The following is an 18,146-nucleotide window of genomic DNA, read 5'->3' as shown; positions in this document are numbered from 1 at the left end:
AGTAAGCAGCTTGCTTGAAATTGCAAGCATCCAGCAAAAACTTTTTTTTTACCTGGACCGCTCTTCGCCATAGGCCAGGAGACGTGCTGCTTGATTCAACCCTACCGCGTTTCGGTTTGGGAGTGCAAAAGTGCGGCTTGCTCCACAACTTTCCAAATACACTAACTCAAAAAACTTAATACAAGTTGTAAGATCTTATTTATCAGGCAAAAAAGAGTGCGGCACAAGCTATGTAGCTTGTGCCGCACTCTTTTTTGCCTGATGCTATTAATTCAGATGCAACGTACTTACTCTGTCAGGTCCTACGCTCACGATGCGGATTGGCACTAGCAAGTTTTCTTCGAGATAGTGCAAATAGTCTTTTAGAGGTTGAGGTAGCGCTTCTGGCTCTGTGATTTCCTGGAGAGTAGTGCGCCAACCAGGTAGTGAATGGTAGACTGGGGTTACATTTTGTAATGTGCCATAGTCTGGAAACTGATCGGTAGTCTCACCATTTGGTAGCTGGTAGTGCGTGCAAACTCGAATTTCATCGAATTCGTCTAACACATCCGCTTTCATCAAATGAATTTCTGTTACACCATTTAGCATGATGCTATAGCGTAGAGCAGGCAAATCGACCCAGCCACAACGGCGGGGACGCCCAGTAGTAGAACCGAACTCGTGACCAGCTTGGCGAATTTGCTCTCCTACTTCATCATGCAGCTCGGTAGGAAATGGCCCACTACCTACTCGTGTGCAGTATGCCTTGCTTATACCATATACCTTATCTATATGGTGGGGCGCTATGCCTAGGCCGGTACAGGCGCCAGCCACGATAGTGCTAGAGGAGGTGACGAAGGGATACGTACCAAAATCAATATCCAACATAGCACCTTGGGCGCCTTCCGCTAAAATGCGCTTTTGCTGTTGTAGCAAGTCATTCAGCAAATACTCTGTATTCGTTAACTGAAGGGTACGCAGGAACTCAATGGCAGAGAAAAATTCGTCTTCGTAGGCTTCTATTGCCAAGTCTTGCTTGTAGAATGCGGCCAGTTGGGCATGACGGGCAACAGCTTCTGTGTAACGCTCTTTGAAATCGGGTAGCAATACATCGCCAACCCGCAGACCTGTGCGGCCTACCTTATCTTGATAGGTAGGGCCAATACCTTTTAGGGTAGAGCCAATCTTCCCTCCACCCCTAGCCTCTTCTAAAATTCGGTCGAGGGCGCGGTGAGAGGGCAGGATAAGCTGGGCCTTCTGTGAGATGAAGAGATTGTCGCCCCACTGAATACCACGATCCGTCAGCTTTTGCAGTTCGCCGCGGAATACAACTGGGTCGAGCACTACTCCATTACCGACTACATTAATAATGTGCGGATGAAAAATACCGGATGGTACTTGGTGCAATACATGCTTTACACCGTCGAAAAATAGGGTGTGGCCTGCGTTGGGGCCACCCTGAAAACGGGCAACTACATCGTACGTGGGGGCCAACACATCGACAATCTTCCCTTTCCCTTCATCTCCCCACTGTAGTCCTACGAGTACGTCAACTGGCATTAGTTTGCAGCTTTCAATTGTTCAGCGGCCGATTCTTCGTCGGCTGCAATAGTGAAAATGGCGTTTAGCTTGGTGATGAGCAGAAGCTTTTGCAGCTGCTCAGAAGGCTTTATTAAAACCAACTCGCCGCCTTGATTGCGAAATTTGGTCAAAACGGATACCAGCACACCGATGCCGGTGCTATTGATGAAACGCACGGCGGACAGGTCGATGGCACAGAAGCGAATAGCTTCCCCCAGGTATCCGTTGACGATTTGCAGGATTTGCTGGGAATCGGGACTCCCAAGCAGGTCGCCGGAGAGGCGCAGGTACAAAATGCCATCTTCGACGGCAGAGCTACTGTTCATTCGGCTGAAGAGTGGGCTGCGGCTTTTGCACGGCAGTCGCCGCACACCCCATAGAGGTTCAAGGAGTGGTGCAAGATATGGAAATTCAAAAGTTCACCGACCATTGTCTGGATACCGTGAATACGTGGGTCGCAGAACTCGACTACTTTGTGGCACTCTGTGCAGATGACGTGGTCGTGCTGGCGGTAGCCGTAGGACTTCTCATACTGCGCCAAGTTGCGGCCAAACTGATGCTTACTCACCAAACCGTGTTCCACCAACAAATCCAGTGTGTTATAGACAGTAGCGCGACTTACTTGCAGTCCTCTTGTCTTCATACCCGCGAACAATTCTTCCACATCAAAGTGACCTGTACGGGAGTAAATTTCCTCTAAAATGGCATAACGCTCCGACGTTTTGCGCAATCCTTTATTTTCAAGGTAGGCGGTGAAGATTTTCTTCACTTCCTCAAATTTTTCTTTGTCAAGCATTGAATGGCCCTCTTAGGAAGGTAGGTTGAATTGATAATTATGACATGACTTCAACATTCTATTCGTCATCCACTTCTCAACTCAACCCTACTTCTTTTATACCTTTTTAGACTTTCGTTTTTTATTTATGCTTTTATGCGCTTTTCAGCGAACTGTATCGAACCGTTCGACGCCTAGTACGCCCCGTACTTTACTGAGGCGTTGAATCATTTTGTTGAGATGATCTGTGTCATTCACAAACACCATGATCTGCCCCTCGAACATTCCGTCGTTGCTATCAACGGTAATGGAGCGCATGTTTACTTTCAAGCTGTTGGAAATCACCTTGGTCACATCGTTAATCAAACCCATGCGGTCGGAGCCTTTAATATGAATTCCGGCCAAGAAAGCTAGCTCCAGTTGATCCGTCCACTTGGCGCGCACAATGCGGTTGCCATAGTTCGACATAAGCTTAACCGCCTGTGGACAGGATGTGCGGTGAATGACAATGCCTTTGTCAGCCGTTTCGAACCCAAACACATCATCACCGGGGATAGGATTGCAACAGGGAGCAATGGTGTAATTGAAAGTATTGGTATGTTCGCCAATGACGAGCATATCAGCCCGTACGCCACGCGCTTTCTGCACTTCGTGGTCGAAAGACTTGGGTGCGAGTATGGAAGACTGCTGCGGCGTTGCTTCCTCATGGAATAGCTCCTCCTTGATTTCGCGGCCGTCTAGCTTTCCTATAGCGATGCGGTAGTACAACTCTGGCAAACTGTGCACGTGAAAATGTGTCAGGACCCGGTGTAGGTTTTCAGCTGTATTCGCAACGCCAAGCAGCTCCAAGCGCTTCTCCACGAGGTAGCGCCCATCTTCTGATTTGGCTTTTTTATCATCGCGCAAGTATTCTTTGATGCGGGAGCGCGCCTTGGAAGTCGTCACATATTGCAGCCACTCCTCGGTAGGACGCTGCTTGTGTGAGGTAAGTATCTCTACCTGGTCGCCGTTGCGGAGTTGGTAGCTGAGCGGTTGCAGCTTTTGGTTGACTTTGGCACCGAGACACTGTAAGCCAATATGCGTGTGAATCTCAAAGGCAAAGTCCAGCGCCGTTGATTTGTCGGGTAGGATGATGAGTTTACCCTTCGGCGTAAAGGCGTAAACCTCCTTCACAAACAGATTCTGCCGGAACTCGTCCATGAACTCCAAGGCGCTGGAGTTGTTGGTTTCGAGCATTTCGCGCACTTTGTTGATCCAAGCCTCCAAGCTCGATTCAGCCTGTGAGGTAGCGGCGTCTTTATATTTCCAGTGGGCGGCATAGCCTTTCTCAGCAATTTCGTCCATGCGCTTGGTGCGTACTTGCACCTCTACCCATTGCCCGGAGCGCGACATCACGGTGGTGTGCAACGACTCGTAGCCGTTGGTTTTGGGTGTGCTCACCCAGTCGCGCAGGCGGTCGGGATTGGGTTGGTAGAAGTCCGTCACGATGGAATACACCTGCCAGCACGCCGCTTTTTCCTGCTCATAGGGTACATCTAGAATCACGCGGATAGCAAACAAATCATACACCTCCTCAAAGGAGACATTCTGTTTGCGCATCTTCCGCAGAATGGAATAGATGGATTTGGGCCTACCCTTGATTTCGTAATGAAAGCCCTGAGCGTCCAGTTCCTCATCAATAGGCGCCACAAATTCTTTGATGAAGCGGTTGCGGACACTTTGGCTCTGGCGCACTTTCGTGCGCAACTCATTATAAATATCGGTATCCGTGTATTTCAGGTACAGATCCTCCAACTCGCTCTTGATGGCATAAAGGCCTAGGCGGTGCGCCAGCGGCGCGTAGAGGTAAATGGTTTCAGAAGCAATCTTGAGCTGTTTATGGCGCGGCATCGAGTCGAGCGTGCGCATGTTGTGCAAACGGTCGGCGAGCTTGATGAGAATGACACGCACATCTTCCGAGAGCGTGAGCAGCATCTTGCGGAAGTTCTCGGCCTGCTCAGACGTACCATAGTCGAACACGCCCGATATCTTGGTTAGCCCGTCTACAATGCGCGCCACTTTGAAGCCAAATTCGCGCTCTACGTCGCTGATTTCCCACGGCGTATCCTCTACCACATCGTGCAGCAGCGCCGACACGATACTGGTAGTACCCAGCCCAATTTCCTCTACCACAATCTGCGCCACGGCCAGCGGGTGCAGAATGTATGGCTCGCCAGACTTACGGCGCATGTTTTTGTGCGCTTCCAGCGAAGTATTGAATGCTTTTTTAATCAGCTTGGCATCGCCTTCCTTAAGAATAGGCTTTGCCGTACGTAATAGCCGACGGTAGTGACGCAGAATCTCATTACGTTCTGCTTCGGGGTCGATAGGGGTAGCCATAGATGCAAGTGGAGCACCGCTCCGGGTAGGCAGAGTAAGAAACGAAGGTACAACATAGACCAACAGCGGAGAGCCTGTAAAAGGTTGTCTTTTCGGCTTGCGATGCTTTTGTCTGCACTCGTATTACACAAACACTTTATTTTGCTTTTGGATTATCAAAACAGTTGCGTAGCTTTGCGCCCCCAAGGCAGAAGGCCGAGGTACGCGGATGTGGCGAAATTGGTAGACGTGCCAGACTTAGGATCTGGTGCCGCAAGGCGTGTGGGTTCGAGTCCCTCCATCCGCACTTATTTTATAGTATTCGTTTCTGGTTTGCACTAGAAACAACAACAGAAGCCCTCAACCCACCCGTTGGGGGCTTTTCTTTTTCAACCACGTATTCATCCGCCGTGGGGAAAGGGCCGGGCATACTACGGCTTCCTACCCCACTTCTAACCGACGACCTGTTTTGGACATTACCCTCGACAAGAAAGACGACCAGCTGAGTGCCATCCTGACAGTAAACCTGACGGAAGCCGATTATGCTGCCAACGTAGACCAAAAGATTAAGGACTACGCTAAAAAAGCGCAAATCAAAGGTTTCCGGCCGGGTAAGGTGCCTGCTGGCTTGGTGCGCAAAATGTACGGCAAAGGCTTGCTGGCCGATGAAATCAACGAGCGGTTGGGCAAATCGGTAGACGCGTATATTAAGGAGAACAACCTGCGCATTCTGGGCGAGCCAATTCCAGTGCCGACGGATGTTGACTTTGACAACCAGAAAGATTTCAGCTTCCAGTTTGAGTTGGGCTTGCTGCCCGAAATCGAGCTACCTGCTGATCAGAGCATTACGGTAGACCGCAACCAAGTGTCGCTCGACGAGGCTACCCTCACTGAGACCTACGACCAGATCGGCCGTCAGTTTGGCGAAAGCACCAACCCCGAAGTTTCGGAAGCCAACGACTACCTCTACGGCCGCCTGAAAAAGGCTGACGCTGAGGAAGAAGGCAACGTGGTACTGCTACCCATCAACAAGGTAAAGAATGGTGTGGAGCGCTTCATCGGTGTGAAGCCAGAAGACAGCATCACTTTCGATCTGAAGGATGCTTTTGACGGTGACGTATCGGCTGTTGCCAACTTCTCGGGTCTGAGTAAGGACGAAGCTGCTGAGGTAAGCGGTGACTATACGCTAACGGTAGAGAAAATCAACCGCACCGACGCTGCTGAGTTCAACCAGGAGCTGTTTGATAAAGTATTCGGCAAAGACGTTGTGACTTCGAAAGAAGAGTTCGACGAGAAGGTGCGCACTACCATTCAGGAGAACTACGACCGTGAATCCGACAACCTGGTGAACCGTCAGATTATCGACAAAGTAATTGATAGCCTGCAAGTTGAGCTACCCAAAGAATTCTTCAAGAAGTGGCTGGTGCGTGCCAACCAGGGCAAATTGACGGCTGAGCAAGTAGAAGAGCACTACAACGACTACGAGCGCGAGTTGAAGTGGTCGATGGTGCGCAACAAGGTAGTGGAGACGGAAGGCTTGAAGGTGTCGAACGACGAAATCGTAGACCGTACCATTCAGAAAATCATGGGCCAGTTCAACCTGCCCGAGGTGAACGAGGAGTTGCAAGCTTCGATGCGCAGCTTTGCTGATAACTACCTGCGCCAAGACAACGGCAAAAACTACGTAGACGAGTATGAAGCCATTCTGGCAGAGAAAGTACTCGAAAACCTGCGCGGCAAAGTTGTTGTTAACGAAACACCGATTACGGCCGAGGACTTCCGCAATCAAAACCAACAAGCGAGCTAATTTGCCGCTCTAGGTTTTCAGGTCAACAAAAAAGCCCTTACTTGCCGTGAGGGCTTTTTTGTTGACCCTTAGTTTTCGTTGAACTCATACTACCTTATTTTTCCCATGCTGAATAAACAAGAATTCCGCAAGTTTGCTGTGAAAGGCCAAGGCATGAGCAGCCTGGGCGTTGACCAATACATCCAGCACGTAGAGGGCCAAACCCGCAACGGGCTGATGCTGCCTACCGGCATGACGCGCTCAGTAATTGAAGAGCGTCCTACCCGCTTCGCTGAAATTGACGTTTTCTCGCGCCTGATTATGGACCGCATCGTGTTCTTGGGCACGGGCGTAGACGACTATATCGCCAACATCATCACGGCGCAGTTGCTGTTCTTGGAGTCGGCCGATGCGAAGAAGGATATCCTGCTCTATATCAACTCGCCCGGCGGCTCGGTGTATGCCGGCCTGGGTATCTATGATACGATGCAGTATGTGAATCCTGATGTGGCTACCATCTGCACCGGCTTGGCTGCTTCGATGGGTGCCGTATTGCTGGCTGGTGGTGCCAAAGACAAGCGTTCGGCCCTACCCCACGCCCGCGTAATGATTCACCAGCCTTCGGGTGGCGCGCAAGGTCAGTCGTCGGACATTGAAATCACGGCCCGTGAGATTCTGAAGCTGCGCAAGGAGCTGTACGATATTCTGGCTATGCACACTGGCAAAACTTACCAGGAAATCCACGACAACTCGGACCGCGACTACTGGATGCGTGCTGATGAGGCCAAAGAGTATGGCCTGATTGACGAGGTATTGGAAAAGAAGAAAGACTAGTTTCTTTTCTAGAACGTCATTCCAAGCTTGTCGAGGAATGACGTTCTCTTAGCTACCTCACTATCCAAAAAGTAAAAGCCCGCTATTGGCCTCAGGGTCAATCGGCGGGCTTTTTGCTTCGGGCAGATTTCCTTTTTGAGGCAACTTTTTTTTGCTCGCTAGGCGTTGGCCTTTTCGTACCTTTGATGACCGGTTGTATTTCTACCGGTTCTACCCCCTATTTCTGAGAGTCCTACAATGGCAGATATAACGTGCTCCTTCTGCGGCAAAGCCAAAAAAGAAGTTTCGGTCATGATTTCCGGCATCAATGCGCACATCTGTGAGCGGTGCGTGGGTCAGGCCCAGCAGATATTGAACGAGGAAAATAAGATTCGCTCGAACAGCAAAGCGCCCAAGTTCAATCTGGTGAAGCCACGCGAGATGAAGGACTATCTCGACCAGTACGTGGTAGGGCAGGATGAGGCCAAAAAGGTGATGTCGGTGGCGGTATACAACCATTACAAGCGCCTGATGCAGAAACCGCAGAAGGATGATGTGGTGATTGAGAAGTCGAACATCATCATGGTAGGCGAAACCGGTACCGGCAAAACCTTCTTGACGCGCATGCTGGCCAACATTCTGCAAGTGCCCTTCTGCATTGCCGATGCCACGGTGCTCACCGAAGCTGGTTACGTAGGCGAAGACGTAGAAAGCATCCTGACGCGTCTGTTGCAAGCCGCTGACTATAACGTGGAGGCAGCCGAGCGCGGCATTGTCTACATCGACGAAATCGACAAGATTGCCCGCAAGAGCGACAACCCCAGCATCACGCGCGATGTGAGCGGCGAGGGTGTACAGCAGGCCATGCTGAAGCTGCTGGAAGGCACTACGGTGAACGTGCCCCCGCATGGCGGCCGCAAGCACCCCGAGCAGAAGATGATTACGGTGAACACCGAGAATATTCTGTTCATCTGCGGTGGGGCTTTCGTGGGTATTGAGCGCATCATCAAAAACCGCTTGAATACCAAGCCGATTGGCTTTGCCAAAACGCAGCTAGAAGAGAATATCGACACGCAGAACTTCCTGCGCTACGTAACGGCTCAGGACCTAAAAGCATTCGGCTTGATTCCCGAGCTGATTGGTCGCCTACCCGTGCTCACGCACCTCAACCCACTGGACCACGCTACCCTGCGCAAAATTCTGACGGAGCCCAAGAACTCTATCGTGAAGCAGTACCAGCGTCTGTTTGAGATGGAAGGTATTCAGCTGAGCTTTTCGGAAGATGCCTTGGAATATATTGTAGTGAAAGCCGACGAGTACCGCCTTGGTGCCCGCGGCCTGCGCAGCATATGCGAAAGCATCATGACAGATGCTATGTTCGACATGCCATCAGATGCTGATGCAAGCGAGCTGGTAATTGACGCAGATTACGCACGCAGCAAGTTTGAACAGTCACCACTGAAGCAATTGCGGGCAGCGTAGAAGGCTATTTCCCCATTAAACAGAAGGCCCGAAAACAAGTTGCTTTCGGGCCTTCTGTTTAATGGGGAAAGTTTTGACCTGTATTGCTATCTAGTTGCGCGAGTCTATCCCTTGCTTAAATACCCTACCATCAACTTTGCTGCTTTTGCTGCCGCGTTGTTCCTGCCTAGTTTCTCACGTAATTCGGCGTAGCCGGCTTTCTGCTGAGCAATAAATTCCTCATCTGCCGTAATTTTCTTTAATTCCGTGACGAGGTTTCGGGAGTTGAATTCGCCTTGGATTAATTCTTTTACTACCTCGCGGTCTGCAATAAGGTTGACTAACGAGATGTAACGCACTTTAATAAGGGCTTTGCTGATAGCGTACGTTACCGCACTGGTGCGGTAGCAAACCACCTGTGGCACGCCGAAAAGAGCCGTTTCTAACGTGGCAGTGCCGCTAGTAACAAGGGCAGCAGTGGCATGCGCCAGAAGATCGTACGTTTGGTCGAAAAGGATGCGGACGTTGTTGCGTTCGAAGTGGGCGTAGTAGTTGGGGTCGAGGTTATCAACCCCAGCCACAATGAACTGGTAGTTGAGGAAAGGCGGCAAGATGGCCACCATCTCGTAGAGCATTTCCTCAATTTCCTGCTTGCGCGAACCGGGTAGTACGGCAATAATTTGCTTCTGCGGATCGAGGTTATTGCGCTGGTAAAAGTCGGGGGCGGCAGGATGCTCGGCTACGGCATCGGCCGTTGGGTTGCCGATGTAGTCGACCTTGTATCCGAAGCGTTGGTAGAACTCCTCCTCGAAGGGTAGGATAACAAACATCCGGTCGACCAAGGCTTTCACCTTGTGCACGCGGCCTTGGTTCCAGGCCCATATCTTGGGCGAGATATAATAGAACACCTTAATACCTTGCTCCTTGGCAAACTTCGCCACGCGCATATTGAACCCCGCGTAATCAACCAGGATTACTACGTCGGGTTTGTATTCGAGCATATCGCGCTGGCACTCCTTGAGGTAGCCTCGAAACTTAAGCAGACTGGTAGCGGCCTCCCAGAAGCCCATGATAGCCATCTCCTGGTAATGATGCACCATCGTGCCACCCGCGGCCTGCATCAGGTCGCCGCCCCAAAAGCGGAAGTCTGCGGCACTGTCTTGCTGCTGCAATTGCCGCATTAGGTTGGAGGCGTGAAAATCGCCGGAACGCTCACCCGCAATTAGGTAGTACTTCATGTTTTAATTAACGATTAGGCATTATTAACTAGGAACTGTTAATTAAAATCCGACCGTAATTGAAAAGACAATAGCTAGATTTTTAATTAGTAATTCTTCATTAAAAATTACTCGGACTCGCCGTAGTATTCGACGAAGTTGCGGGGCGTTTCGTAGAGTTTGAGGCAATGTAGCTGAGCCGTAGTGATACGGGGTAGCTCACGGGCCAGAATTTCCCAAAAGGCTATTACCAAGTTCTCGGTGCTAGCCATTTTGTCGGCCATGAAGGGAACATCCAGGTTGAGGTTTTTATGATCGACCTGGTCAATAATGTGCTGCTTGATGAGCGTGCTCAGAGCTTTCAGGTCTACTACGAAACCTGTATCGGGGTCGGGGTTGCCGCGTACCGTCACAATCAATTCGTAGTTGTGGCCGTGCCAGTTTACGTTGGCGCAGGGGCCGAATACCTCGTGGTTGCGCTCGTCGCTCCACTTAGGGTTGTACAGTTTATGAGCGGCGTTGAAGTGCTCCTGGCGGCTGATGTATATCATGGGTTTGGGTTCTTGGAAGCTTAGGGTCTTGGACGTGGTGTAACTGGGCGCACGGTTTTTCTGACGTATCCGAAGCGCAATACACTCAATAGAATATTCGTAACAAGACTCTACTACCCTTTTTTTCGCAGCAAATATACGAAGAACGGTACGCCGAACAGGGCCGTGACCAACCCAACAGGTAGGCCGGCGGGTGGGTAGAGCAAGCGGGCTAGCAAGTCGCAGGCCAGCAGAAAATCAGCCCCTATGATGGCACAGAATAGGAGGTTTAAAGGCCCCGTGACGCCCAGCACCCAGCGCGTGATATGCGGAACCATCAGCCCAACAAAGCCAATAGGCCCGCAAAGCGCTACCACACAGCCGGTAAGCCCTGAGGCTGTGAATAGCAGCAACCAACGCGTGCGAGCCACTGGCACACCCAACGCCTCGGCGCGCTCCTCCCCTAGCAGCAGAATATTCAGCTCGTGGCGGCGGAACGAGAACAGCAGCAAGGCCCCGGCCAATGCCACCGCCGGGTAGGGAAGCAGTTCCCAACCCGCCCGCTCGAAGCTGCCCATCGCCCAGAAAACAACGGTGCGTAGCTTTTCCTGGCTGCTGGCCATAAACGTGAGTACGCCCCCAATAGCCGTCGTAAGCGAACCCACTGCTACGCCCGCCAGCAGCAGTTGTGCGGGTAGCAGCTGTCCGCGGCGAGTACCCAGCAGCACCACTACCAGGGTGGCCGCCAGAGCGCCTACTAGGGCCGCCAGAGGTGGCAGATAAACTCCAGCTACCGTGAGGGTAGGCACCAGCACATAACACAAAATAGCCCCTAGCGAAGCCCCCGAGGCCGTGCCCAACAGGTAGGGATCAGCCAAGGGGTTGTTGACCATGGCCTGCATGAGGTAGCCACTGAAGGCCAGACCACCACCGGCTAGCAGAGCCAGCAAAATGCGAGGTAGGCGCAGTTGCACCAGCACTAGTTGGGCGGGGTCGGTGGGATCGTAGTGGAGTAGGGTGCGGCCGATGAGGGCGTAGCTGGTATCGTAGCTGCCGATGCGAAGGCCCAACGTTATCAGTACCAGCAACAGTAGCAGACTACCCAGCAGCCAAGGCATGGGGCGGCGGCTCATATGGCAGGCGGCGCCCAGATCAGCCGACGAAGCTCCCGCACCGATTCTACGACGCGCGGGCCGGGCCGACTCATCAGGTCGTCGGTGGCGTCGTATACACGGCCTTGCTGGTAGGCCCGGATGCGGCGCAGCTCGGGATAATTTTTGAAAAAGGTGCTGTCCATTTTCCCGAATCGGCCGCCCAGCAACATAGTGGGGTTCAACTTCAAAATGTACTCGCGGGTGAGGGCTGGGTAGGGCTGCGCAAACTTTTCTTGTACCGCATTCTGCCCGCCTGCTAGTCGAATTTTATCCGTGAATAGCGTATTCTGGCCATACACGTAGATGGGGTCTTGCCAGGTAATGGCCAGCACGGCCGGGCGCAAGGTAGGCGCGGGCAACTGTTGCACGGCTTGCAGGGCGGCCGACAGCGAATCAGTGAGGTGGCGGGCGGCGGCGTCGCGGTGCAGGATGTGGCCCAGGTCGCGCAGGCCGCGCAGAATGTCGTCTACTTTCTCGTAGCGCTGATAGTACACGGGAATGCCCAGCTTTTCGAGGCGAGCCGCGTCGTCGAGCGAGGTGATGCCTTCCACGGTAAACACCACGTCGGGCTTCAAGCCCACCAGCCGCTCCAGATCCAGGGGGTAGCTGTTGACAATGGGCTTGCGTAGGGCCGCGGCGGGGTAGTCACACACCTGCGTGCGGGCTACGATGGTAGCCGTATCGGCCACGGCAAACAGCATTTCGGTCATGGACGCGGCCAGGGATATGATGCGGCGCGGCTGGGCTGGCACTGTAACGGGGCGGCCCAAATCATCGTGAAGTTGCTGGGGTGCAGCAGCGGTAGTGGCCGGTGGTCGGTCGGGCTGGCAGGCCAGCAGAAACAGAAGCGAAAGTAGGAAACAGCGGGACATACGGTAAAAGTAAGGAGCCCGCGGCGGAGGTCAACTTCGGGACGCAGATTCCGTTACGGTAGCACTCTGCGCTACTTTCTTACTTTTGTCGCAAATTCTACTCTTATGATCGTAGTTACTGGCGCGGCCGGCTTCATTGCCAGCTGCCTCGTCACCCGCCTCAACGCCGCCAACTTCAACGACATCGTGGTGGTCGACAATTTTGCCGTGGAGCACAAGCTGCCTAACCTGAGCGGCAAGCGCTTAAAGCAGTATGTGGACCGCAACGAGTTTTTCGACTGGCTAGACGAGAACTACGAGCAAGTGGAATTTATCTTCCACCTTGGCGCCCGCACCGATACCACCGAGCAAAACCGCGGCGTGCTGGATTTGCTGAACCTCGACTACTCCAAGCAGATGTGGCAAGCGTGCTGCCGCTACCAGCTGCCGTTGGTATACGCCTCCTCAGCAGCTACCTACGGTCTGGGCACGGTGGGCTACGATGATGATGAAGCGCTACTGCATTTGTTGCAGCCATTGAATGCCTACGGTGACTCTAAAAATGACTTCGACAAGTGGGCCGTGGCGCAACCCGAAAAGCCGTTTTTCTGGGCTGGGTTGAAGTTCTTCAACGTGTACGGTCCCAACGAATACCACAAGGGCCGTATGGCTTCGGTGATTCTGCACGCCTACCAGCAGATTCAGCAAACGGGCTCCATGACGCTGTTCCGCTCCCACAACCCCGACTATGCCGATGGCGAGCAGAAGCGCGATTTCGTTTATGTGAAAGACGTGGTGGAGGTTTGCTACTTCCTGATGCAGACCCGCCAGCACTCCGGCATCTACAACCTGGGCACCGGCGAAGCGCGCACCTTCCTCGATCTGGCCTTAAACACCTTCGCAGCCCTCGGTCGTACTGCCGACATCCAGTTTCAGGATACGCCTGAGGTAATTCGCGACAAGTACCAATACTTCACCCAGGCCAACATGGAGAAGCTGCGCAGCATCGGCTACGACCGTCCTTTCACGCGGCTGGAGGATGGCATTGCCGACTATGTGCAGAATTATCTGGTGCCTAACCAGTATATGTAACCCTGCTGCCTACCTACTTTCAATAGCAAAGGCCCCGGCGATACGCGTATCGCCGGGGCCTTTTGTAGTTATGCGGCCAACTCCTGGTTGTCGTCTGTTGGAAATAGGGGGCGCACGGTAGCTTCGGTAGCGGGTGCTATTTCGGCGTCGGGCGTCACTTGCCGGCGCAGCGCACGCAGTAGCAGATACTTGTACTCTGCCGCGTCGGCCAGGGCGGCTTCTATGGCGCGCACGGCTTCGTCGTAGGCTACTACCGGTACGTTTTCGGCATCTTCGCCAGTGGGGTATGTCAGATAGAAAACCGGGGCTTCGAGGTACTCAGCAGCTGATTTCATACGGTATAGTAAGTGGAATGTGTGTACGTTTTCTGGGTTGCTTATAGAACAAATGCCTTAGCCAAATCATTCGATTTTGCTAAGGCATTTAGTAGTATTTTTTACATAAAACAAACGCACCGTTTGCTGCTGGCTACCAGTTACTCCGGTATGATTTGCAGAGCAATTTTGCCGAATTGGGCGCCGTCGTCCATGTGGCGCAGGGCGGCTTCGCCTTCCGCCAGCGGAAAGGTTTTGTCGATGATGGGCTCTAGCTTTTTGTCACTTACTAACTGCAACAGCTCGGCAAAGTCTTGCTCCGTGCCCATGGTAGAGCCCAGTATTGACAGCTGTTTCCAGAAAATCTTGCGGGCCGGCACCTCTGGAATATCGCCCTGGGTAGCGCCGTAGAACACAATACGCCCGCCAGGCGCAGCGGCGTCGATCAGGTTGTTGAAACCTGGCCCGGCAGCACTGTCGATGATAACGTCGAAGCCGCCGTTGGCTTGTTTAGTGAGGGTAGTGGGCCAGTTTTCGTCTTGGTAGTTGATGCCACCTTTGGCACCCAAGGACTTGGCTTGCTCTATTTTCTCGGCTGAGCTAGATGTTACCCACACCTCGGCGCCACTGGCCACGGCCATTTGCAGGGCCAGCAGGGCCACTCCTCCACCTACCCCCGACACCAGCACCCGCTCGCCGACCTGTAAATTGGCGCGGGTGAAAAGTGCCCGGTAGGCTGTGAGGCCACCTAGCGGCAGCGCCGCTGCTTGCGCAAAACTTAGATGCTCGGGCAAGGAATGCACGTAGCGGGCCGGCACGCACACGTACTCGGCAAAGGTGCCATCGTGTGGTAGACCCAAAATCTGGAAGTCTTTGGCCTGCGCGGCGGGATTATCGCCCCACTGCATGCCGGGGTTGACTAGCACGGATTGGTTGCGTAGCTTCTCATCGGTGCCTTCGCCTAGTTCCGCAATAGTACCGGCACCATCGGAGCCTAAGATGCAGGGAAACTTCAGGCCGGCGTACTGGCCTTTCTGAATCCAGACGTCGCGGTGGTTGAGGGCGGCGGAGTGCAGCCGAATGAGCACCTCGCCGGGGCCGGGGGTAGGGGTAGGAACTTCACGAAGTTGTAGGGGCTGATTGACCCCATCCAAGACAAGAGCTTGCATAAACTGGATTGTGGTGAGCTATGAGAACAAAGAAATAGCGGAAATGCCTACAGAAAGCGGGCTTGCAGCGCCGGGGTAGGGAGCCAACAAGCTTCTTCCTGCTGGCCAAACCACTGGTAGCGGTGGCGGGCCACCCACCGGTAGGCCGCATCGCGTAGCCAGCGTGGCACTATCCGAAAAGCATACACCCACCGCCAACCGGGCAGCTGCCGCAGGATGCGCAGCACGGCCTGCGAGTGCGTGTAGGCGCGCCCATCTTCTACCAACACCACCGACTCAGGTGTGACCACCACCACGATGCCGTGCGCGGCCAGCAACGTCTGCCCTACCTCCGATTGCAAGGAGGCAAACTGAAAGCGAGCCTGTGCGTCTCGGGCAATAACGAACTGCACGAAGCCATTGCACAGGTTGCAGACTCCATCGAACAGAATAACGGCGGGTGGTTGAGGCATGGCTGGCGTAGGGTCTTCCTAAGTGTACTTCCTGACACGGTTAAACGCAATTTTAGTTACTTCCGCTCATCAGCAAACGCTGTTTATCACACAATACGGGTAGTATGTCTGCTTGTGAAACAGCGCAACCTCATCAGTAATTACTCTTTGAAATTCATCTTTGTCATATTACAAAATGTATAAAATATCTGCTTTTTCTACCATTTATGTAACCTCTATTCCACTACTAAGCGTACAAGGGAGCTATTTGCCTTGAATGGCACCGCACGCACTCTTTCACCAATTCACCAAAAAGATGATCAAGAAGAATCGCTTCGCTTTGTTGGCAGCTACTGTGCTGGCTAGCGGCCTGGGCTTAGGTGCCTGCAACACGACCTCGGAAATGGGTACGACGGACGGCACTACCACCACCGGCACTGAGTCTACCACCACAGGTACGGATGCCACTACCTCGGGCACGATGAGCACGACGACCGGCACCACGGATGCTACCACCACCGGTACGATGAGCACCACCACGGGCACAACGACTACCGGTACCACTACGGGTATGACTACCACAGGCACAACCACGACGGGTACCACCACGGGTACTACGATGGGCACCACAACTGGTACGACTACCACGGGCACCACAACGGGTACAACTACTGCCACAACCGGCACGATGACGACGACTGGCACTCCCCAGTAGTCCCCGACGCGATGCAACCTTTGTGGGCCTAATGGCCTACAAGCGGCCGGAAGCTTTATCCCTTGGATAGCGCTTTCGGCCGCTTTTGCGTATGGTAGGGCCGGCCCTGCGTGGTAGCAGCTACGCATGTGGTCGGTGGTGTTGATTAGCCTTACTCCCTTTATGAATCGTGTAGTAGCTGTTATTCGGCAGCCGTTTGTGTTGGATCTGCGGGCATTGGCGCTATTGCGAGTAGCGTTGGCGGCTGTGGTATTAGTAGACTTAGCCATTCGCGCAACTGATTTGGAGGCGCATTATTCCAACATGGGCGTGCTGCCGCTGCACGTCCTCTACGAGCACAACTGGAACCCCTACGAGTTTTCGTTTCATACCAGTAGTGGGCTGTGGCAGGTACAGGCGGTGTTGTTTCTGCTGGCGGCCGCGGCCGCCGTGGCCATGCTGCTGGGCTACCGCACCCGGCTAGTGACCATCATCTCGTGGGTGCTGCTGGTATCGGTGCAGAATCGCAACCCGCTAATTGGGCAGGGCGGCGACGATTTGCTGCGGATGTTGCTGTTTTGGGGCATTTTCCTTCCCTGGGGGCGCGTATACTCCCTGGATAGCCGCCGACAGCCGCCACCTACCAGCCTCACCACGTGCAGCGCCGCCACCGTTGCCTACATCGTGCAGTTGGCGCTGCTCTACTGGTGCACGGCCCTACTCAAAAGTGGGGCCGAATGGACGCAGACCGGCACCGCGCTCTACTACGCCCTCAGCCTCGACCAAATGCTGCTCCCGGTTGGCCGGCTGCTCTACCCCTACCCCGAGCTGATGCGTGGGCTAACGTTTGCCACCTACTACACCGAGCTATTGCTGCCCTTCGCGCTGTTTATTCCGTGGCGCGTGGCGTGGTGGCGCGGGTTGTTCATTGGGGTGCTCGTGTTTTTTCATCTCGGAATCAGCCTCACGCTTTTTGTGGGCTTGTTTTTCCTGATTAACTGGGCCTCCCTACCCGGCCTGCTCCCGCCCGCGGCGATGGATTGGCTGGAGCAAAAGCTGGTGCCGCATGCCCAGCGCCTCGGCACGCGTTTCGGGCAATGGCGCACCGGCTGGCGGTGGAAGGCTCCTACCTGGCGCAGCCCGGTGCGGGTGCATCTAGCCGCCCACATCGAACACGCGCCACAAAGCGTAACGCTGCTTCGGGCCGTGCGCAACACCGTGGTAGGCGTGCTGCTGGTGTATATCTGCTGGTGGAATTTCGATACTGTTACGTCCAAGCGCTGGGCCATGCCGGAGCGAATGCAGTGGCTGGGCTACCTGTTTCGCATCGATCAGCACTGGGGCATGTTTGCGCCGGCTGTGTTCAAGGATGATGGCTGGTATATTCTGGAAGGCACTACCACTACGGGCCGGAAGATAGACCTGAACCGGGATGGGGCACCACTCACCTACGCCAAGCCGCCTTCCGTAGTGAGCCTGTTTCCCAATGACCGGTGGCGCAAGTATTCTGAGAACTATCTATTTGTCAGCAACGCGTTTATGCGCCCTTATTACTGCAATTATTTGCTGCGTATCTGGGGCGAAAATCCTAAGCATCCACGGCTTAAGCAACTGGAAGTTATCTATATGAAGGAGGTAAGCTTACCTAATTATAAAACCACCAAGCCAAGCCGCGAGGTGCTGTGCGGCTGCGCGCCGTAGTGGTAAGGTTGTGAAATAGTGAATTAAAAACCGTCTGTCATCCTGAGCTTGCGAAGGACCTTATCACGTGAGAACGATAATCATAACAACGACTCGTTCTCACGTGATAAGGTCCTTCGCAAGCTCAGGATGACAGACGGTTTTTAATTCACTATTTCACCCCTGTGTCGTCCTGAAATAAGTTGACCGTTTGAAGTTAGTCCGCCACTGCGTTGACCGCTTTTTGGGTAATCCTAAGAT

At 53.5% G+C, this 18,146-nt stretch carries 17 protein-coding genes and 1 tRNA gene; 7 read left to right on the top strand and 11 right to left on the bottom strand.

The genetic code is table 11. From position 1 onward, the window contains the following. Nucleotides 1–267: 267 nt before the first annotated feature. From KYK14_RS18125 to KYK14_RS18110, 4 genes are all read right to left on the bottom strand, one after another. Nucleotides 268–1,539 carry an adenylosuccinate synthase gene (locus KYK14_RS18125; RefSeq protein ID WP_219160801.1) on the bottom strand — a complete coding sequence of 424 codons (1,272 nt, stop codon included), beginning with the start codon at nucleotides 1,537–1,539 and terminating at the stop codon, nucleotides 268–270. Continuing rightward, nucleotides 1,539–1,886 (bottom strand): STAS domain-containing protein, encoded by a 348-nt coding sequence (locus KYK14_RS18120; RefSeq protein WP_185280761.1) that lies wholly within the window; start codon nucleotides 1,884–1,886, stop codon nucleotides 1,539–1,541. The genes KYK14_RS18125 and KYK14_RS18120 overlap by 1 nt, the downstream gene beginning before the upstream one ends. Further along, nucleotides 1,883–2,356 (bottom strand): Fur family transcriptional regulator, encoded by a 474-nt coding sequence (locus KYK14_RS18115; RefSeq protein ID WP_185280762.1) that lies wholly within the window; start codon nucleotides 2,354–2,356, stop codon nucleotides 1,883–1,885. Before KYK14_RS18115 ends, KYK14_RS18120 begins: the two co-directional genes overlap by 4 nt. A 144-nt stretch (nucleotides 2,357–2,500) precedes the next feature. Beyond that, complete coding sequence (locus KYK14_RS18110; RefSeq protein WP_185280763.1) at nucleotides 2,501–4,714, bottom strand: RelA/SpoT family protein; 2,214 nt, start codon at nucleotides 4,712–4,714, stop codon at nucleotides 2,501–2,503. Between the two features lie 204 nt (nucleotides 4,715–4,918). On the opposite strand from KYK14_RS18110, the gene KYK14_RS18105 reads away from it, so the two are divergent. From KYK14_RS18105 to clpX, 4 genes are all read left to right on the top strand, one after another. Continuing rightward, a tRNA-Leu gene (locus tag KYK14_RS18105) sits at nucleotides 4,919–5,000 on the top strand. 162 nt (nucleotides 5,001–5,162) lie between these two features. Then, nucleotides 5,163–6,500 carry a trigger factor gene (tig, locus tag KYK14_RS18100; RefSeq protein WP_185280764.1) on the top strand — a complete coding sequence of 446 codons (1,338 nt, stop codon included), beginning with the start codon at nucleotides 5,163–5,165 and terminating at the stop codon, nucleotides 6,498–6,500. Nucleotides 6,501–6,605: 105 nt separating this feature from the next. Beyond that, nucleotides 6,606–7,313 carry a ClpP family protease gene (locus KYK14_RS18095; RefSeq protein WP_258048881.1) on the top strand — a complete coding sequence of 236 codons (708 nt, stop codon included), beginning with the start codon at nucleotides 6,606–6,608 and terminating at the stop codon, nucleotides 7,311–7,313. Between the two features lie 237 nt (nucleotides 7,314–7,550). Beyond that, nucleotides 7,551–8,774, top strand: a complete 1,224-nt coding sequence (gene clpX / locus KYK14_RS18090; protein ID WP_185280765.1) for an ATP-dependent Clp protease ATP-binding subunit ClpX — start codon at nucleotides 7,551–7,553, stop codon at nucleotides 8,772–8,774. A 104-nt stretch (nucleotides 8,775–8,878) separates the two neighbouring features. On the opposite strand, the gene lpxB is transcribed toward clpX, so the two are convergent. The 4 genes from lpxB to KYK14_RS18070 all read right to left on the bottom strand — a co-directional run bounded on the left by lpxB (nucleotide 8,879) and on the right by KYK14_RS18070 (nucleotide 12,526). Beyond that, entirely contained in the window at nucleotides 8,879–9,991 is a 1,113-nt protein-coding gene (gene lpxB, locus KYK14_RS18085; protein WP_219160800.1) for a lipid-A-disaccharide synthase, read from the bottom strand. A 107-nt stretch (nucleotides 9,992–10,098) separates the two neighbouring features. Continuing rightward, entirely contained in the window at nucleotides 10,099–10,521 is a 423-nt protein-coding gene (locus KYK14_RS18080) for a 6-pyruvoyl trahydropterin synthase family protein (RefSeq protein WP_185280767.1), read from the bottom strand. 113 nt (nucleotides 10,522–10,634) lie between these two features. Then, nucleotides 10,635–11,633 (bottom strand): FecCD family ABC transporter permease, encoded by a 999-nt coding sequence (locus KYK14_RS18075; RefSeq protein WP_219160798.1) that lies wholly within the window; start codon nucleotides 11,631–11,633, stop codon nucleotides 10,635–10,637. Continuing rightward, nucleotides 11,630–12,526 (bottom strand): ABC transporter substrate-binding protein, encoded by an 897-nt coding sequence (locus KYK14_RS18070; protein ID WP_219160796.1) that lies wholly within the window; start codon nucleotides 12,524–12,526, stop codon nucleotides 11,630–11,632. Before KYK14_RS18070 ends, KYK14_RS18075 begins: the two co-directional genes overlap by 4 nt. 105 nt (nucleotides 12,527–12,631) lie before the next feature. Here KYK14_RS18070 and rfaD point away from each other — a divergent pair, with 105 nt between their 5' ends. After that, nucleotides 12,632–13,597, top strand: coding sequence for an ADP-glyceromanno-heptose 6-epimerase (gene rfaD, locus KYK14_RS18065; RefSeq protein WP_219160794.1), 966 nt, complete (start codon nucleotides 12,632–12,634; stop codon nucleotides 13,595–13,597). A 68-nt stretch (nucleotides 13,598–13,665) separates the two neighbouring features. Here the strand turns inward: rfaD and KYK14_RS18060 are convergent, their stop codons facing one another. The 3 genes from KYK14_RS18060 to KYK14_RS18050 all read right to left on the bottom strand — a co-directional run bounded on the left by KYK14_RS18060 (nucleotide 13,666) and on the right by KYK14_RS18050 (nucleotide 15,532). Beyond that, nucleotides 13,666–13,932, bottom strand: coding sequence for a hypothetical protein (locus KYK14_RS18060; RefSeq protein WP_219160792.1), 267 nt, complete (start codon nucleotides 13,930–13,932; stop codon nucleotides 13,666–13,668). 140 nt (nucleotides 13,933–14,072) lie between these two features. Beyond that, nucleotides 14,073–15,080 carry a zinc-binding dehydrogenase gene (locus KYK14_RS18055; RefSeq protein ID WP_219160790.1) on the bottom strand — a complete coding sequence of 336 codons (1,008 nt, stop codon included), beginning with the start codon at nucleotides 15,078–15,080 and terminating at the stop codon, nucleotides 14,073–14,075. Between the two features lie 47 nt (nucleotides 15,081–15,127). Beyond that, entirely contained in the window at nucleotides 15,128–15,532 is a 405-nt protein-coding gene (locus tag KYK14_RS18050; RefSeq protein WP_219160788.1) for a thiol-disulfide oxidoreductase DCC family protein, read from the bottom strand. 295 nt (nucleotides 15,533–15,827) lie between these two features. Here KYK14_RS18050 and KYK14_RS18045 point away from each other — a divergent pair, with 295 nt between their 5' ends. After that, on the top strand, nucleotides 15,828–16,226 hold the full coding sequence (locus KYK14_RS18045) for a hypothetical protein (protein ID WP_219160786.1): 399 nt from the start codon (nucleotides 15,828–15,830) through the stop codon (nucleotides 16,224–16,226). A 162-nt stretch (nucleotides 16,227–16,388) separates the two neighbouring features. Beyond that, nucleotides 16,389–17,906 (top strand): HTTM domain-containing protein, encoded by a 1,518-nt coding sequence (locus tag KYK14_RS18040; protein WP_219160784.1) that lies wholly within the window; start codon nucleotides 16,389–16,391, stop codon nucleotides 17,904–17,906. The last annotated feature ends 240 nt before the right edge of the window (nucleotides 17,907–18,146 follow it).

Source organism: Hymenobacter profundi (assembly GCF_019334315.1).
Taxonomy (GTDB): Bacteria; Bacteroidota; Bacteroidia; order Cytophagales; family Hymenobacteraceae; genus Hymenobacter; species Hymenobacter profundi.
The sequence above is the reverse complement of the archived record's forward strand: the minus strand, read 5'-3'. Positions and strand labels throughout refer to the sequence as shown.

Coding starts and splice junctions, on each gene's coding strand:
- KYK14_RS18125 (WP_219160801.1), bottom strand. CDS start 1,539: ATGCCAGTTGACGTACTCGTAGGACTACAGTGGGGAGATGAAGGGAAA.
- KYK14_RS18120 (WP_185280761.1), bottom strand. CDS start 1,886: ATGAACAGTAGCTCTGCCGTCGAAGATGGCATTTTGTACCTGCGCCTC.
- KYK14_RS18115 (WP_185280762.1), bottom strand. CDS start 2,356: ATGCTTGACAAAGAAAAATTTGAGGAAGTGAAGAAAATCTTCACCGCC.
- KYK14_RS18110 (WP_185280763.1), bottom strand. CDS start 4,714: ATGGCTACCCCTATCGACCCCGAAGCAGAACGTAATGAGATTCTGCGT.
- KYK14_RS18095 (WP_258048881.1), top strand. CDS start 6,606: ATGCTGAATAAACAAGAATTCCGCAAGTTTGCTGTGAAAGGCCAAGGC.
- clpX (WP_185280765.1), top strand. CDS start 7,551: ATGGCAGATATAACGTGCTCCTTCTGCGGCAAAGCCAAAAAAGAAGTT.
- lpxB (WP_219160800.1), bottom strand. CDS start 9,991: ATGAAGTACTACCTAATTGCGGGTGAGCGTTCCGGCGATTTTCACGCC.
- KYK14_RS18080 (WP_185280767.1), bottom strand. CDS start 10,521: ATGATATACATCAGCCGCCAGGAGCACTTCAACGCCGCTCATAAACTG.
- KYK14_RS18075 (WP_219160798.1), bottom strand. CDS start 11,633: ATGAGCCGCCGCCCCATGCCTTGGCTGCTGGGTAGTCTGCTACTGTTG.
- KYK14_RS18070 (WP_219160796.1), bottom strand. CDS start 12,526: ATGTCCCGCTGTTTCCTACTTTCGCTTCTGTTTCTGCTGGCCTGCCAG.
- rfaD (WP_219160794.1), top strand. CDS start 12,632: ATGATCGTAGTTACTGGCGCGGCCGGCTTCATTGCCAGCTGCCTCGTC.
- KYK14_RS18060 (WP_219160792.1), bottom strand. CDS start 13,932: ATGAAATCAGCTGCTGAGTACCTCGAAGCCCCGGTTTTCTATCTGACA.
- KYK14_RS18055 (WP_219160790.1), bottom strand. CDS start 15,080: ATGCAAGCTCTTGTCTTGGATGGGGTCAATCAGCCCCTACAACTTCGT.
- KYK14_RS18050 (WP_219160788.1), bottom strand. CDS start 15,532: ATGCCTCAACCACCCGCCGTTATTCTGTTCGATGGAGTCTGCAACCTG.
- KYK14_RS18045 (WP_219160786.1), top strand. CDS start 15,828: ATGATCAAGAAGAATCGCTTCGCTTTGTTGGCAGCTACTGTGCTGGCT.
- KYK14_RS18040 (WP_219160784.1), top strand. CDS start 16,389: ATGAATCGTGTAGTAGCTGTTATTCGGCAGCCGTTTGTGTTGGATCTG.